Raw genomic sequence first — 16311 nt, 5'->3', positions numbered from 1 at the left:
CATGACCACACAGACCACCGCGGCCGACGCGCCCACCCCCAAGCAGAACCACACCACCACCGGCCTCATCGCCATCCCCGAGGGCCCCGCCCGCGCACTGGCCACCGGCGGCGGCATCCTCACCATCGTCTCCACGTTCATGGCATGGACCTGGACCGCCGCGTTCCCCGGCGACCTCACCGTCTACGGCTACCCCGGCGGCCTCCAGGTGCTCGTCCTGATCGCCGGCATCCTCACCACGGTCTTCGGCCTCGCCTCCTACGGCATCAAGGGTGTACGGGCGCTCGCCCCCGCCGGAGCCGACGCCGCCCTGAAATACGCGGCACTCGCCGCCTTCGCCACCACCTGGTACACGATCATCTCGATCAGCTACCAGCTCGGCGGACTCGCCAACCTGGAACCCGGCGGCTGGGTCGCCGCCATCGCCACCCTCGGCGCCTTCGTCGGCGCCCTCGCCCTGCCCTTCAAACGACCGCACACCTACGCGGTCGACAGCGAGGACAGCGGCAGCGAGCAGTTCAAGCACCGCATGCGCAACGGCATGACCATCTTCAAGGGCGCCTTCGCCGCCGAAGCCCCGCACACCGCGCGCAAGCTCCCCAACTACGTCGAGATCCTGGTCATCGTCGCCGCGCTCGCCGTGGGCCTGCTGGTCTTCACCTACGGCATCGGCACCGAGTACGACGAACTCTTCATCGGCTTCCTGGTCACCGTCGCGTTCAGCTTCGCCGCACTGTCCAAGGCGGGCCTCGTCGCACAGGTCTCCACGTACACCGCACGGCACCGACACGTCACACTCACCGGCGCCTTCCTCGCCGCCGCGGCCTTCCCGTTCACCCAGAGCGACGACCAATACGCCACCATCGGCGTCTACATCCTCATCTTCGCCACCGTCGCACTCGGCCTGAACATCGTCGTCGGCCTCGCCGGCCTCCTCGACCTCGGATACGTCGCCTTCCTCGGCGTCGGCGCCTACGCGGCATCCATGGTCTCCGGCTCACCGTCCTCGCCCTTCGACGTCCACCTGCCGTTCTGGGGCGCGATCCTCGTCGGCGCCGGCGCATCACTGGTCTTCGGCGTGCTCATCGGCGCACCGACCCTGCGACTGCGCGGCGACTACCTCGCCATCGTCACCCTCGGCTTCGGAGAGATCTTCCGGCTCGTCGCCATGAACTCCGACGGCACCTCGGGCCCGGACATCACCAACGGCTCCAACGGCATCTCCTCGATCCCGAACCTGAAGATCCTCGGCTTCGACCTCGGCGTCGAGCACACCATCGCCGGCTTCACCATCGGGCGCTTCGCGAACTACTTCTTCCTGATGCTGCTCATCACCCTCGTCGTCGTGCTCGTCTTCAAGCGCAGCGAGGACTCCCGCATCGGGCGCGCCTGGGTCGCCATCCGCGAGGACGAGACCGCCGCGCTAGCCATGGGCATCAACGGCTTCCGCGTGAAGCTCATCGCCTTCGCGCTCGGCGCCTCGCTCGCCGGACTCGCAGGCACCGTGCAGGCACACGTGACGTACACGGTCACACCCGAGCAGTACCAATTCGCCAACACCGTCCCGCCCAACTCCGCCTTCCTGCTCGCCGCCGTCGTCCTCGGCGGCATGGGCACCATCAGCGGACCCCTGGTCGGCGCGGCACTGCTCTACCTCATCCCGAGCAAGCTGTCGTTCCTCGGCGACTACCAGCTCTTCGCCTTCGGCCTCGCACTCGTACTGCTCATGCGCTTCCGCCCCGAAGGCCTCATCCCCAACCGCCGCCGCCAGCTCGAATTCCACGAGGCCGAACTGGCCCCAGGCGACACGCCGCCACCCACAGTCCTCAGCAAGACAGGGGCCTGAGCCATGACCACCGACACCACCACCAGCAAGGACAGCCCCGCCGCGACACCCGCCGGGGAGACCGTCCTGGACGCCAAGGGCGTCACGATGCGGTTCGGCGGCCTCACCGCCGTACGCTCCGTCGACCTCACCGTCAACAGCGGCGAGATCGTCGGCCTCATCGGCCCCAACGGCGCGGGCAAGACCACCTTCTTCAACTGCCTCACCGGCCTCTACATCCCCACCGAGGGAGAGGTCCGGTACAAGGGCAAGGTCCTGCCCAGCAAATCCTTCAAGGTCACCGCGGCCGGCGTGGCCCGCACCTTCCAGAACATCCGCCTCTTCGCCAACATGACGGTCCTCGAGAACGTCCTCGTCGGCCGCCACACACGGACCAAGGAAGGCCTCTGGTCCGCCCTCCTGCGCGGCCCCGGCTTCCACAAGGCCGAGGCCAAGTCCAAAGCCCGCGCCCTGGAACTCCTGGAGTTCGTCGGCCTCGCCGAGAAGGCGGAACACCTCTCCCGCAACCTCCCCTACGGCGAACAGCGCAAGCTGGAGATCGCCAGGGCACTCGCGAGCGAGCCCGGCCTGCTCCTCCTGGACGAGCCCACCGCCGGCATGAACCCGCAGGAGACCCGCGCCACCGAGGAACTCGTCCTCGCCATCCGGGACATGGGCATCGCCGTCCTCGTCATCGAGCACGACATGCGCTTCATCTTCAACCTGTGCGACCGCGTGGCCGTACTCGTCCAAGGCGAGAAACTCGTCGAGGGCGACAGTGAAACCGTCCAACAGGACGACCGCGTCATCGCCGCCTACCTGGGCGAACCCTTCGAAGGTGCCCCCGGCAGCACGGAAGCCGACGCGACGGGCGACGAGGAGACCAGCCGATGACCGCACTGCTCGAAGTCGAGGACCTCAAGGTCGCCTACGGCAAGATCGAAGCCGTCAAGGGCATCTCCTTCAAGGTCGAGGCCGGCGAGGTCGTCACGCTGATCGGCACGAACGGCGCAGGCAAGACCACCACACTGCGCACGCTCTCCGGACTGCTCAAGCCAGTCGGCGGCTCCATCAAATTCAACGGGAAAGCACTGCGGAAATACCGCGCCGACCAGATTGTCGCCCTCGGCCTCGCACACTCCCCCGAGGGCCGCCACATCTTCCCGCGCATGACGATCGAGAACAATCTGCGCCTCGGCGCATACCTGCGCAGCGACAAGGCCGCCATCGAAAAGGACATCGCGCGCGCCTACGAGCTCTTCCCCATTCTCGGGGAACGCAGAAAGCAGGCGGCAGGCACACTCTCCGGCGGCGAGCAGCAAATGCTCGCCATGGGGCGCGCCCTCATGTCCCAGCCGAAACTGCTCATGCTCGACGAACCCTCCATGGGCCTTTCGCCGATCATGATGCAGAAGATCATGGCGACCATCGCCGAGCTGAAATCCCAGGGCACCACGATTCTGCTCGTCGAACAGAACGCCCAGGCGGCGCTCTCGCTCGCCGACCACGGTCATGTCATGGAAGTCGGCAAGATCGTCCTCTCCGGCACGGGGAACGACCTGCTGCACGACGAGTCCGTGCGCAAGGCGTACCTCGGCGAGGACTAGGACTCCGTCCCGGTATACGAGAAGGCCCGCACCCCCAAGCCGGGGTGCGGGCCTTCTCGTACGTCTACGCTCGGGACCTGGAGCTACTGCCCCTTCGCCGCCTTCTTCTCGTCGGCGTCCTCGATGACCGCCTCCGCTACCTGCTGCATCGACAGACGCCGGTCCATCGACGTCTTCTGGATCCACCGGAACGCGGCGGGCTCCGTCAGGCCGTACTCCGTCTGCAGAATCGACTTCGCACGGTCCACCAGCTTCCGCGTCTCCAGCCGCAGCGTGAGGTCCGCGACCTCACTCTCCAGCGTCTTCAGCTCCGCGAAACGCGAGACGGCCATCTCGATCGCCGGCACCACGTCGGTCTTGCTGAAGGGCTTCACGAGGTACGCCATCGCGCCCGCGTCCCTGGCCCGCTCGACCAGGTCACGCTGCGAGAACGCGGTCAGCATCAGCACCGGGGCAATGGACTCCTCAGCGATCTTCTCGGCCGCCGAGATGCCGTCCATGACGGGCATCTTCACGTCAAGGATCACCAGGTCCGGCTTGTGCTCGCGGGCCAGCTCGACGGCCTTCTCGCCGTCACCGGCCTCGCCGACGACGGTGTAACCCTCCTCCTCGAGCATCTCCTTGAGGTCGAGCCGGATGAGAGCCTCGTCCTCGGCGATGACGACACGGGTCGTCAGCGGAGGCACGTGCGACTTGTCGTCGTCATCGGCTACGGGCTGGGGCGACTCGGGGGAAGTCACGGGGGCTCCTAGGTGCGGGGCAGGCTACTGCTTGCCTTGAGCCTACCTAGCTCCTGTATGTTTGAGACACGGCGGGTCACCGCCGACCTTCGTTCTGAAGGATGCCCCGGTAGCCCAGCGGTAGAGGCAGTGGTCTCAAACACCATCCAGCGTGGGTTCGAATCCCACCCGGGGCACTTTACCTTCGAATCGAAGGCTCCCTAGTAGGTTGGCGATCTTCACTCGTCGCAGTGAACGCACCTACGAATCCCCACAGGGTCAGCAAGATCCAGCGACGCTCAGCCATATGTACGACATCGGCATGCGAAAGCGAGCCCTGGTGCTGGTCGGGCAAGGCCGCAGCCTGAACTCCGTCAGCAAGGAAACCGGCATATCGCGCGCTGCGATCCGCTCCTGGCAGACCCGCGTCGAACCGCTCGACTGGATGAATCGGGCGGCTCCGTGTCCGAGGTGCTGCGACGTTCCCAGAAAGCCCGAAGACTCGGCCGCCTACTCCTACTTGCTCGGCCTCTACCTCGGCGACGGCTGCATCAGCTTCCAGAGGCGAGGTGTCCACTCCCTGCGGATCGCGTGCGCCGACGCGTGGCCCGGTCTCATCGAAGCCTGCGCCAGCGCCATCCAGTCAGTACGTCCGGACAACCAGGTCTGCCGCGTCCAGAGCGAGGGCTGCCAGTACGTCACCTGCTGGAGCAAGCACTGGCCCTGTCTCTTCCCCCAACACGGACCCGGCAAGAAGCACGAGCGCGTCATCGCCCTCGAACTGTGGCAGCAGGAGATCGTCGACGCCCACCCCTGGGAGTTCATCCGCGGCCTCATCCACTCCGACGGCTGCCGGATCACCAACTGGACCACCCGCATCGTCGCCGGTGAGCGCAAGCGCTACGAGTATCCCCGGTACTTCTTCACCAATCTGTCAGGCGACATCATCCAGCTCTTCACCGACACCCTGGACAGGGTCAGCGTCGAATGGAAGGCGGCGAACCACCGCAACATCTCCGTCGCCCGCAAAGCCTCAGTAGCCCTCATGGACACCCACGTAGGCCCCAAGTACTGACCGGAGTACTAACCCCACCCCGCCCGCGCAATATGACGCGTCACTCCCCTCCCCCGCCCTCCCTGGGAGCTGCCCCAAATCCGCGGCGAACCCTTGCCCCGCCCCATACCCCGCTGCGATCTTCGGCCGCATGACTCCCTTGAACCGGCGCAGCTTCGTCGCCGCTGCCGCGGGTGCTGCCGCGGCAGCCGTGGCCATGAACCCGCACACCGCTTCCGCAGTCGACCGCGACGGCACCAGCAAGGGCGGGGACGACTTCGCCGATGCCGACAAGGGGTTCATCGCCGCCCTCGCCCCTGGGGTCGTGAAGAATGCCAAGGGGCAGGTCGTCTGGGACGCCGACGCGTATGACTTCCTCAAGAAGGACGCACCCAGGTCCGCGCACAAGAGTCTGTGGCGGCAGTCGCAGCTCGTGTCGAAGCAGGGGCTCTACAAGGTCACTGAGCGTGTCTATCAGGTGCGTGGGCTTGATCTGTCGAACATGACGATCATCGAGGGCGACACCGGTGTCGTCGTCATCGATCCGCTGATTTCCGCGGAGACCGCGGCCGCCGCGCTCAAGCTGTACCGCGCGCACCGTGGCGACAAGAAGGTCACCGGGCTCGTCTACACCCATCCGCACGTCGATCACTTCGGCGGCTGCCGCGGCGTGCTACCGGACGGGGCCGAGGACGGCGTACCGATCCTCGCGCCCGACGGGTTCATGGAGCACGCCGTCTCCGAGAACGTCTACGCCGGTACGGCGATGCAGCGGCGCTCGGGGTACATGTACGGCGCGCTGCTGCCCAAGTCGCCTGTGGGGCAGATTGGTTGTGGGCTCGGGCAGACCGTGTCCCTGGGGTCGATCGGGTTGATTCCGCCGACCAAGGACATCACCGAGACGGGTCAGGTCGAGACGGTCGACGGGGTGAGGTTCGAGTTCCAGATGACGCCGGGGACCGAGGCCCCCGCCGAGATGAATTTCGTGCTGCCGGAGTTGCGTGCCGTCTGTATGGCGGAGAACGCGACCCACACGATGCACAACATCATCACGCTGCGCGGCGCGCAGGTGCGGGACGCCCGGCAGTGGGCGCACTACCTGAACGAGTCGGTGGTCCTCTTCGACGGGCGGGTGGATGTCGCCTTTGCCTCGCATCACTGGCCGACGTGGGGCGGGGAGACGATCGTGGAGTTGCTTGAGCAGCAGCGGGATCTGTACGCGTACATGCATGACCAGACGTTGCGGATGATCAATGCGGGGATGACGGGGCGGGAGATCGCCGAGGAGATCGAGTTGCCGCCCGCGCTGGCCGGCGTATGGGCGAACCGTGGGTACTACGGGTCGCTGAGCCATAACGTGAAGGGCATTTATCAGCGGTACATGGGCTGGTTCGACGGTAATCCCGCGCATCTGTGGGAGCATCCGCCGGTCGAGGAGGCCAAGCGGTATGTGAAGGCCATGGGGGGCCGTACGGCGACGGTCGCGAAGGCCAAGGCGTTCGCGGGCAGCGGTGATCTGCGGTTCGCGGTGACGCTGCTCAATCACGTCGTGTTCGCGGACCCCGGGCATAAGGCCGCCAAGTCCGAACTCGCCAAGCTCTACGTCATGTTGGGGCAAGCCTCGGAGAACGCCGTGTGGCGCAACTTCTATCTGACGGGCGCCCAGGAGCTGCGCGAAGGCGTGCAGGACTCCCCCACCTCCGTGGCGAGTGCGGACATGCTGATGGCACTCTCCGTGGACCAATTGATCGACTCGGTGGCTGTCCGCGTGAACGGTCCGAAGGCGTGGGACCTGAAGCTGCGCATGGACTGGAGCCTTCCGGCCCTGGGCAAGACCTGGCATCTGACGTTGCGGAACGGCGTGTTGACCTACCGCAGCGACACGAAGAAGGACCCGGACGCGGGCGTCACCCTGACGATGACCAAGCCTCAGCTGCTCGCGATGCTGGGCGGCAAGGGGCTCGGTGACATCAAGGTCGAGGGGGACGCGAAACTCCTCGCCGAGCTGCTCGGCGTGGTGGACAAGCCGGACCCGAATTTCGCGATCGTGACGCCCTAGACTCGCTCGCACAAAAGCGAGGGGCCGCTCCCCCCGAAGCGGCCCCTCGACTCCCGTACACCATCGACTTACTTGGGGCTGTCGTCCTCGCCGATGTGGTGGATGCGTACGAGGTTGGTGGAGCCCGCGACTCCGGGCGGGGAGCCCGCGGTGATGACCACCACGTCGCCCTTCTCGCAGCGCCCGTATTTGAGGAGGAGCTCGTCGACCTGGCGGACCATGGCGTCGGTGGACTCGACGTGCGGGCCGAGGAAGGTCTCCACGCCCCAGGTGAGGTTGAGCTGGGAGCGGGTGGACCGGTCCGGGGTGAAGGCGAGCAGCGGGATGGGTGAGCGGTAGCGGGAGAGGCGGCGGACGGTGTCGCCGGACTGGGTGAAGGCGACGAGGAATTTGGCGCCGAGGAAGTCGCCCATCTCGGCCGCTGCGCGGGCCACGGCGCCGCCCTGTGTGCGGGGCTTGTTCCGCTCGGTGAGCGGCGGGAGGCCCTTGGCGAGGATGTCTTCCTCGGCTGCCTCGACGATGCGGCCCATCGTGCGGACCGTCTCGATGGGGTACTTGCCGACGCTGGTCTCGCCGGAGAGCATCACGGCGTCGGTGCCGTCGATGACGGCGTTCGCGACGTCGGAGGCTTCGGCGCGGGTGGGGCGGGAGTTGTCGATCATCGAGTCGAGCATCTGGGTCGCGACGATGACGGGCTTCGCGTTCCGTTTGGCGAGCTTGATGGCGCGTTTCTGGACGATCGGCACCTGTTCGAGGGGCATCTCGACGCCGAGGTCGCCGCGGGCGACCATGATCGCGTCGAAGGCGGCGACGATGTCGTCGATGGCCTCGACGGCCTGTGGCTTCTCCACTTTGGCGATGACGGGGAGGCGGCGGCCTTCCTCGTCCATGATGCGGTGCACGGCCTCGATGTCGCGTCCGCTGCGGACGAAGGAGAGGGCGATGACGTCGAATCCTGAACGCAGGGCCCAGCGCAGGTCTGCCTCGTCCTTGTCGGAGAGGGCGGGGACGGAGACGGCGACGCCGGGGAGGTTGAGTCCCTTGTGGTCGGAGACCATGCCGCCCTCGACCACGGTGGTGGTGACGCGGGGCCCGTCGACCGCGGTGACCTCCAGGGTCACTTTGCCGTCGTCGACGAGGATGCGCTCGCCGGGGGTGACGTCGTCGGCGAGGCCGTCGTAGGTCGTGCCGCAGGTCTGGCGGTCGCCCTCGACGCCCTCTTCGACGGTGATGGTGAACTCGTCGCCCCGTTCGAGGAGTACGGGTCCTTCGCTGAAGCGGCCGAGGCGGATCTTCGGGCCTTGAAGGTCGGCGAGGATGCCGACGCTGCGGCCCGTCTCGTCGGAGGCCTTCCGTACGCGCTGGTAGCGCTCCTCGTGCTCGGCGTACGTGCCGTGGCTGAGGTTGAAGCGGGCTACGTCCATTCCGGCTTCGACCAGTGCCTTGATCTGGTCGTACGAGTCGGTGGCGGGGCCCAGGGTGCAGACGATTTTTGCTCGGCGCATGTTTCGAGCCTAGGCCTTACCGGCCGGTAGAGAATTGGCTGAGCATGACTACTCAACAACCTCTGCGTGAAAGGTTATTGACAAGTGTTGAATTGTGCGGGGCGCTGCTCTGATGAGCGATTCACGGGGCGCCCCGCGGTGTCCACAACTCTTGCGAGCCCCCGTGACTACAGCCTCGGCGGTGTCATGGTGAAGCGCGCGTTGACTTGTGCGTAGACGTGCTGCCGCTGGGGTTCGAGGTCGAGGGCGGCGGTTTCCTGGCCCATGTCGGGCGCGCCTCCGTACGCGACGGTGCGCATGGCGGGTGCCGGGGCGCCGTAGCCCAAGGGCTGGGCGTTCTCGGCGCCGATGTCGGCGAGCTCGACGAGGGCGGCGAGTGTGGTCCCCAGCGCCTCCGCGTACTCCCTGCCGCGTTGTACCGCTTCCCTGACGGCCTGCTGGCGGGCGTCGCGGCGGGTGGGCGAGTCGGGGCGCAGGGCCCAGTAGGGGCCGTCGACGCGGGTGAGTTCGAGGTCGGCGAGGCGTGTGGTGAGCTCTCCGAGTGCGGTGAAGTCGGTGAGTTCGGCGGTGATGTGGACCCGGCCGTGGTAGGCGCGGATGCGTTCGCCGCGGCCGTGTTTGGTGAGTTCGGGGCTGATGGAGAAGGCGCCGGTCTCCAGGGTCTCGACGGATTCGCCGTAGGTCTTCACGAGGTCGATGACGGTGGCGTTGCGGCGCGTCAGGTCGTTCAGGGCGTCGCGTCGGTCGGTGCCGCGGGCGCTGACGGTGATGCCGATGCGGGCGATCTCGGGGTCGACCTCGAGGTGGGCTTCGCCTTTCACTGCCAGGCGGGGGGCGCCGGGGGTGCCGTAGGGGGCCGGGGTGGGGGTGGTCTCGTCCATGCGGCCACTCTCGCACTGGGGGGCGGCACCGGACAGTCATCGGATCGAAACCTGCGGGGTCTGTTGCCGGTGGTGTGGTCGGGGTCAGAATCTACGCGCGTTACATCGGTCGATCACAGGCCCACAGGGTCCAAAGGGGAGTACGAAATGCCGCTGAACCGCCGGAAGTTCCTGGGCAAGTCCGCCGCCGCCACGGGGGTGGCGCTCGCGGGCGGCGTGGCCGCCGCGCCCTCCGTGTCGGCGCAGGCCTCCGGGAAGCCCGCCCGGCGGAAGAAGCGGTATTCGTTCACCGTCATGGGCACGACGGACCTGCACGGCAATGTCTTCAACTGGGACTACTTCACGGACAAGGAGTTCGACGACAAGGACCACAACGATGTGGGCCTGGCGAAGATCTCCACGCTCGTGAACGAGATCCGCGAGGAGAGAGGCCGCCGCAACACGCTCCTCATCGACGCGGGCGACACCATTCAGGGCACTCAGCTCTCGTATTACTACGCGAAAATCGACCCGATCACGGCCGAGCACGGCCCGGTCCATCCGATGGCGCAGGCGATGAACAGCATCGGTTACGACGCGGCGGCGCTGGGAAACCACGAGTTCAATTACGGCATTCCCGTGCTGCGGAAGTTCGAGGAGCAGTGCGATTTCCCGCTGCTCGGCGCCAATGCCCTGGACGCGAAGACGCAGAAGCCCGCTTTCCCGCCGTACTTCATGAAGCGTCTGCGCACCCCGCACGGCCGTGACGTGAAGGTGGCGGTCCTCGGTCTGACGAACCCCGGCATCGCGATCTGGGACAAGGCGAACGTGCAGGGCAAGATGACGTTCCCGGGCCTGGAGGAGCAGGCGGCGAAGTGGGTGCCGAAGCTGCGCTCCATGGGCGCCGACGTCGTGATCGTCTCGGCGCACTCCGGCTCCAGCGGCACGTCCTCGTACGGTGACCAGCTCCCGTACATCGAGAACGCGGCGGGTCTGGTGGCCGAGCAGGTGCCCGGTATCGACGCGATCCTGGTGGGGCACGCGCACACGGAGATCCCCGAGTACTTCGTGGAGAACAAGAAGACCGGCAAGAAGGTCGTCCTGTCCGAGCCGCTGAAGTGGGGCCAGCGTCTGACGCTCTTCGACTTCGATCTGGTGTGGTCGAAGGGCTGCTGGACGGTGGAGAAGGTCGGCGCGAAGGTCCTCAACTCGAACACGGCGGCGGAGGACAAGAAGGTCACCCGCCTCCTTTCCGACGAGCACAAGAAGGTCGTCGCGTACGTCAACCAGGTCATCGGCACCTCGACGCAGGCGATGAGCACGGCCGAGGGCCCGTACAAGGACGTCGCGATCATCGACCTGATCAGCCACGTCCAGGCGGAGACGGTCAAGGAGGCGCTCAAGGGCGGCCAGTACGCGGCGCTGCCCGTGCTCTCGCAGGCCTCGTGCTTCTCGCGGACGGCGGGGATCCCGGCGGGCGAGGTGACGATCAAGGACGCGGCGGGGCTCTACCCGTTCGAGAACACCCTGGAGGCGCGGCTCATCACGGGCGCGCAGCTCAAGGACTATCTGGAGTTCTCGGCGCGCTACTACGTGCAGACGGCGGCCGGCGCCCCGGTGGACCCGGCGAAGCTGACGAACGCCGGCAACACGCCGGACTACAACTACGACGCGCTGTACGGCGTGACGTACGAGATCGACATCGCCAAGCCGGTGGGCTCGCGCATCGCGAAGCTGAGCTTCGAGGGCAAGGAGCTCGATCCGAAGGCCGAGTTCGTGCTCGCGGTGAACAACTACCGTGCGAGCGGTGGCGGGAACTTCCCGCATGTGCCGGGCGCCAAGCAGCTGTGGGCGAACTCGGACGAGATCCGGAACACGATCATCCAGTGGGTGCGGGCGAAGGGGACGGTCGACCCGGGCCAGTTCGCGTCGGTGGACTGGAAGCTGACCCGGGACGGCACGCCGGTCTTCTAGGCGTTCAGAAGCTGGCGGCCCTTGAGGGTCGTGAGGTCGACGGCGTCGGCGAGGGCCTGTGCGCCGGCGTCGTTGACGTGCAGGCCGTCGCCGCTGTCGTAGTCGTCGTGGATCCGGTCGGGGTCGGCCGGGTCCGCGACGGCGGCGGCGAGGTCGGCGTAGGCGTCGTAGGGGCTTTCGGCGCCCCGGATCCAGTCGTTGACCTCGCGGGCGACGGCCACGCCCTCGGGGGTGGAGTATCCGTCGAAGATCGTGTCCTTGTACGGGCCGACGGTGGTCACGATCGCGGTGAGGCCCGCCGCGTGCAGGCGGTCCGCGAGGGCGGTGAGGCCGGTGATGAGCTCGGCGGCCGAGGGGACGGGCGCGGGGTCGGGGTAGGCCTCCTGGCCCGGGATGCCGAGGTCGTTCAGGCCGAAGTGGACCAGGACGTGGGTGACGCCGGGCACGTCCAGGGCGTCGCGCTCCAGGCGGGCCAGGGCGTGTTCGCCGATCTCGTCGGTGAGCAGCCGGTTGGCGGACAGGCCCTGGTTCACCACCCAGCCCTCGCTCCCGGCCGCCCGCAGCCGGTCGTTGAGCAGGTCGGGGAAGCGGTGGTCGGTGTCGGGCGTGGTGCCCGTGCCCTCGAACCAGGAGTCTCCGAAGGCGACGATGACGGGCGTGCCCGCGGGAGCGAGGACGTCGGCGCCGCTGATGAAGTGGCGGGTCGCGAGCTCCTCCAGGCCTTCGGCGCCGTCGAAGGTGGGTGCGGAGAGCGCGTTGCCGGGCACGGCGTAGCCGGTGCGCAGCGGGACCGCCGAGTAGGTGGACAGGCCGGTGTCCTCGGGCAGCCAGAGGCTGAGGGCCAGTTCGTCACCGGCGGCCACGGCGCCCTCGATGGCGTCGCTGACGACCTCCTCGCCGACCGCGACGGTGAAGTCCTCGGCGCCCCCGACGCGCAGGGGCACATCGCTTCCGGACTCGATGCCGCTGCCTTCGGTGCGTCTGGCGAGGCGGGCGCCGCCGATGTGGAGGGGTTCCTTGCCGTAGCGGTTGCTGAGGCGGATGCGGAGGGCGCTGCCGCCGCCGTCGAGCCGGATGATCTGGCGGAGGGTCTGGCCGGAGAAGGCGCGGAGTTCGAAGAGGTCGATGCGCTCGTGGGAGCTGACGACGGCGGAGCGGAAGGCTGCGGTCCAGGAGGGCGTGGAGTCGGTGATCATGCTCGTCCGAACAGGTCCGACGGCTCCGGTATTTCGCCGTCGGCCGTTTTTCGCGCAGGAATATTCAGCGGCGCGACGGCGCTTGGGGGCGGACAATTCCGGTCATGGATGACGCACTTGGGACAGCACTCGACCCTGTGCTCCGGGATCTCGCGGCCACGTGCGCCGTGCGGGCCACGGTGCGCGAGGAGACGGATTTCCTGGGCCTGGGCGAGGACGTGGTCATGGTGTACGCGTCCGACGGGTCGGGGCAGGGCGTCTCGGTCGCGGCGCACGACAGCGCGGCGGAGCAGGTCGCGGACGTCGCGGACCAGGTGCAGGACTGGGCGGTCGAGGAGCTGTGCGCCCGGCTGAAGCCCGCGGTGTGGCCGGAGTGCCCCGTGCACCCCGACTCGCATCCGCTGCGGGCCGGGGTGGTGAAGGGGCTCGCGGTCTGGTCGTGCCCGAGGACACGGCAAGTGATCGCGCCCATCGGGGAGCTGGAACTCCTCCGGCCATGAGGTCGGCCCTGAGACCGGCCCTGCGGGTCATCCCTTGAGGCGTACGAGATTCCCGCGCTGCTCGCCGATGCGGCCGACGGCGGAGGTGCGGCCCTCCGGCGCCTGGAGGCCGAAGCTGGTGAACGCGGTGCGCTGCGGGAGGGGGTAAGGGGAATCCCCCGTCAGGGCGTTGAGGATGGTGGCGCTGCGCCAGGCGGCGAGGCCGAGGTCGGGGGCGCCGACGCCATGGGTGTGGCGTTCGGCGTTCTGTACGTAGACGTTGCTGCCGGTGCCGGTGACGGAGGGGTCGAGGACGAGGCGGTACCGCTCGTCGACCCGGGGGCGCTCCGAGGAGTCCCGGCGCATGTAGGGGTCGAGGCCCGCGAGGAGCTGGTCGAGGGGGCGTTCGCGGTAGCCGGTGGCGAGCACGACGGCGTCGGTGGTGAGGCGGGAGCGGGTGCCCTGCTGGAGGTGTTCCAGGTGGAGTTCCACGCGGGTGGTGGCGACGCGGCCCGCGGTGCGCACGGAGACGCCGGGGGTGAGGACGGCGTCGGGCCAGCCGCCGTGCAGGGTGCGCTGGTAGAGCTCGTCGTGGATGGCGGCGATGGTGTCGGCGTCGATGCCCTTGTGGAGCTGCCACTGGTGGGGGACGAGTCCGTCACGCACGGCTTCGGGCAGGGAGTGGAAGTAGCGGGTGTAGTCGGGGGTGAAGTGCTCCAGGCCGAGCTTGGAGTACTCCATGGGCGCGAAGGCCTCGGTGCGGGCCAGCCAGTGGATCTTCTCGGCGCCCACCGGGCGGTGCTTGAGCAGGTCGAGGAAGACTTCGGCGCCGGACTGGCCGGAGCCGATGACGGTGATGTGCTCGGCGGCGAGCAGCCGGTCGCGGTGCAGGAGATAGTCCGCGGAGTGGATCACGGGGACGGTGGGGGCGTCCGCGAGGGGCTTGAGCGGTTCGGGGATGTGGGGCGCGGTGCCGACGCCGACGGCGATGTTCTTCGTGTACGTACGGCCGAGCGCCTCGGCCTCCCCTTCGGCGTCGAGCTGCGTGAAGTCGACCTCGAAGAGGTCGCGTTCGGGGTTCCAGCGCACCGCGTCGATCTGGTGCCCGAAGTGCAGCGAGGTCAGGTTCTCGCTGACCCAGCGGCAGTACGCGTCGTACTCGGCGCGCTGGATGTGGAACCGCTCGGCGAAGTAGAAGGGGAAGAGCCGCTCACGGGTCTTGAGGTAGCTGAGGAACGACCAGGGGTTCGCCGGGTCGGCGAGGGTCACCAGGTCGGCGAGGAACGGCACTTGGAGACTGGCGCCGTCGATGAGGAGCCCGGGGTGCCAGTGGAAGGCGGGCCGCTGTTCGTAGAAGGCGGCGTCGAGTCCGGCCAGGGGCTGGGCGAGGGCGGCGAGGGAGAGGTTGAACGGGCCGATGCCGATGCCGACCAGGTCCCGGGGGTCCTCGGGGGTGGTGAGCGGCGGGGCGGGCTTGTCGTTCTGGCCGGTCATCGGGGGGTGGTTCCTTCCACGAGCTTCAGGATCTCGGCGAGGTCGCCGGGCCGGGTGTGCGGGTTGAGCAGGGTGGCCTTGAGCCAGCGGCGTCCGTCGATCGTGGCCCGCCCGAGGACGGCGCGGCCCTGGCCGAGCAGTTCGCGCCTGACGTACGCGATGTGGTCGTCGTCGGCGCCGAGGGGACGGAACAGGACCGTGCTGAGGGCGGGCCGGTCATACAGCTCGAAGCCGGGGTGTGTGGCGATGAGGGCCGCGAACTCCTTTGCCTGGTCGCAGACCTGGTCGACGAGTGCGCCGATGCCCGTCCGCCCGAGGGCCTTGAGGGTGACGGCGATCTTCAGGACGTCGGGTCGGCGCGTGGTGCGCAGGGAACGCCCGAGGAGGTCGGGGAGGCCCGCTTCGGTGTCGTCGTCCGCGTTGAGGTAGTCGGCGTGGTGGCCGAGCGCCGCTAGGTCGTGCGGGTCGCGGACCAGGAGCAGTCCGGCGGCGACGGGCTGCCAGCCCAGCTTGTGCAGGTCGAAGGTGATGCTGTCGGCGCGCTCCATGCCGTGCAGCAGCCCTCTTCGTACGCCGCTGAAGAGGAGCGGACCGCCGTATGCGGCGTCGACGTGCAGTCGGGCGCCGTGCTCCGCGCAGAGGTCGGCGATCTGGTCTAGGGGGTCGATGAGTCCGGCGTCGGTGGTGCCCGCGGTGGCGGCGACGAGGAACGAGCCGGGCGGCCCGGTGAGTTGGGAGAGCGCTTCGTCGAGCGCGGCGGGGTCGAGGGCGCCGGCGGGCGCGGGCACGGTGACGGGGTCCGGCATGCCGAGGAGCCAGGCGGCGCGGCCGAGCGAGTGGTGGGCGTTCTCGCCGACGACGAGCTGGACGGGGCCGTGCGCGGCGGTGCGCTCGCGGGCCAGGAGCAGGGCGAGCTGGTTGGCTTCGGTGCCGCCGGTGGTGACGAGGGCGTCTCCCCTGCCGGTTCCGTTGCCGGTTCCGTAGGCCTCGGCGGCCAGCGCGCGGGTGACCAGGGCCTCGATCTCCGAGGCGGCGGGCGCCTGGTCCCAGGAGTCCATCGAGGGGTTGAGCGCGGAGGCGGCCAGGTCGGCGGCGACGGCCAGGGCGAGCGGCGGGCAGTGCAGATGGGCGGCGCACAGGGCGTCCGCGGGGTCGGCGGCCCCCTCGGCGAGCGCGTGGACGAGCGTGCGCAGGGCCGCTTCGGCGCCCGTGCCCCGGTCGGGCAGGATCTCGCCGGTGGCTTCGCGCACCCGGGCGGCCACCGCGGTGGGACCGCCCGCAGGGAGCGGTCCCCCGCGGGCGGTCGCCCCGGTGCGCAGGGCGTCGAGGGCGGCGGTGAGCAACGGCCGCAGCGCGTCAGGGCCTTGGGCTCCTCCGGCGAGGGGCGGCGGAGTGCTCATGGGCGACGTCCTTCGGGTGCGCTCGGGCGGGGACAACCAGCCTGTCTGCCGAATTGACGGCACGCCCGGGGAGCACAACGATCCGAACCCGAAAGTGGTACTGCCGCGCGGAGAAAGCGTGTCGGCACGGGCAGGGGTG

Annotated in this window: 13 protein-coding genes and 1 tRNA gene; 8 read left to right on the top strand and 6 right to left on the bottom strand. The window is 68.5% G+C overall.

The genetic code is table 11. The features are described from left to right. Window position 1 precedes the first annotated feature (1 nt). The 3 genes from OG302_RS30815 to OG302_RS30805 are packed head-to-tail and all read left to right on the top strand — an operon-like array spanning window position 2 to window position 3432. Window positions 2-1846, top strand: a complete 1845-nt coding sequence (locus OG302_RS30815; RefSeq protein WP_371529748.1) for a branched-chain amino acid ABC transporter permease — start codon at window positions 2-4, stop codon at window positions 1844-1846. Window positions 1847-1849: 3 nt separating this feature from the next. Continuing rightward, complete coding sequence (locus tag OG302_RS30810) at window positions 1850-2719, top strand: ABC transporter ATP-binding protein (protein WP_361826655.1); 870 nt, start codon at window positions 1850-1852, stop codon at window positions 2717-2719. Continuing rightward, on the top strand, window positions 2716-3432 hold the full coding sequence (locus OG302_RS30805) for an ABC transporter ATP-binding protein (RefSeq protein WP_361826658.1): 717 nt from the start codon (window positions 2716-2718) through the stop codon (window positions 3430-3432). The genes OG302_RS30810 and OG302_RS30805 overlap by 4 nt, the downstream gene beginning before the upstream one ends. 83 nt (window positions 3433-3515) lie before the next feature. On the opposite strand, the gene OG302_RS30800 is transcribed toward OG302_RS30805, so the two are convergent. Next, window positions 3516-4172, bottom strand: a complete 657-nt coding sequence (locus OG302_RS30800; protein ID WP_361826660.1) for a response regulator — start codon at window positions 4170-4172, stop codon at window positions 3516-3518. Between the two features lie 103 nt (window positions 4173-4275). Here OG302_RS30800 and OG302_RS30795 point away from each other — a divergent pair. From OG302_RS30795 to OG302_RS30785, 3 genes are all read left to right on the top strand, one after another. Further along, window positions 4276-4348: transfer RNA gene (locus tag OG302_RS30795), tRNA-Leu, on the top strand. Between the two features lie 110 nt (window positions 4349-4458). Next, a complete protein-coding gene (locus OG302_RS30790) occupies window positions 4459-5226 on the top strand; it encodes a transcriptional regulator (RefSeq protein WP_371529747.1) in 768 nt (255 codons plus the stop codon). Between the two features lie 130 nt (window positions 5227-5356). Next, the gene (locus tag OG302_RS30785) at window positions 5357-7264 is read left to right on the top strand and encodes an alkyl/aryl-sulfatase (RefSeq protein WP_371529746.1); all 1908 of its coding nucleotides are present in this window, start codon (window positions 5357-5359) and stop codon (window positions 7262-7264) included. Between the two features lie 68 nt (window positions 7265-7332). Here OG302_RS30785 and pyk read toward each other — a convergent pair whose 3' ends face one another. Further along, window positions 7333-8769, bottom strand: coding sequence for a pyruvate kinase (gene pyk, locus OG302_RS30780; RefSeq protein ID WP_371529745.1), 1437 nt, complete (start codon window positions 8767-8769; stop codon window positions 7333-7335). Window positions 8770-8936: 167 nt separating this feature from the next. Next, window positions 8937-9650, bottom strand: coding sequence for an SIMPL domain-containing protein (locus OG302_RS30775; RefSeq protein ID WP_371529744.1), 714 nt, complete (start codon window positions 9648-9650; stop codon window positions 8937-8939). Between the two features lie 147 nt (window positions 9651-9797). On the opposite strand from OG302_RS30775, the gene OG302_RS30770 reads away from it, so the two are divergent. Next, complete coding sequence (locus tag OG302_RS30770; protein ID WP_371529743.1) at window positions 9798-11603, top strand: bifunctional UDP-sugar hydrolase/5'-nucleotidase; 1806 nt, start codon at window positions 9798-9800, stop codon at window positions 11601-11603. Here OG302_RS30770 and OG302_RS30765 read toward each other — a convergent pair. Then, complete coding sequence (locus tag OG302_RS30765; protein ID WP_371529742.1) at window positions 11600-12799, bottom strand: GDSL-type esterase/lipase family protein; 1200 nt, start codon at window positions 12797-12799, stop codon at window positions 11600-11602. The genes OG302_RS30770 and OG302_RS30765 overlap by 4 nt on opposite strands. A gap of 104 nt (window positions 12800-12903) precedes the next feature. Here OG302_RS30765 and OG302_RS30760 point away from each other — a divergent pair, with 104 nt between their 5' ends. After that, window positions 12904-13299 (top strand): hypothetical protein, encoded by a 396-nt coding sequence (locus tag OG302_RS30760; RefSeq protein WP_371529741.1) that lies wholly within the window; start codon window positions 12904-12906, stop codon window positions 13297-13299. Window positions 13300-13326: 27 nt separating this feature from the next. Here the strand turns inward: OG302_RS30760 and OG302_RS30755 are convergent, their stop codons facing one another. Both OG302_RS30755 and OG302_RS30750 read right to left on the bottom strand, forming a co-directional pair. Further along, window positions 13327-14772: a lysine N(6)-hydroxylase/L-ornithine N(5)-oxygenase family protein gene (locus tag OG302_RS30755; protein WP_371529740.1), complete on the bottom strand. Its 1446-nt coding sequence runs from the start codon at window positions 14770-14772 to the stop codon at window positions 13327-13329. After that, window positions 14769-16172: an aspartate aminotransferase family protein gene (locus tag OG302_RS30750; RefSeq protein ID WP_371529739.1), complete on the bottom strand. Its 1404-nt coding sequence runs from the start codon at window positions 16170-16172 to the stop codon at window positions 14769-14771. Before OG302_RS30750 ends, OG302_RS30755 begins: the two co-directional genes overlap by 4 nt. Window positions 16173-16311: the final 139 nt, after the last annotated feature.

It is taken from the genome of Streptomyces sp. NBC_01283 (assembly GCF_041435335.1).
In the GTDB taxonomy this organism is placed as follows: domain Bacteria; phylum Actinomycetota; class Actinomycetes; order Streptomycetales; family Streptomycetaceae; genus Streptomyces.
This window is presented reverse-complemented; position numbering and strand designations above follow the sequence as displayed.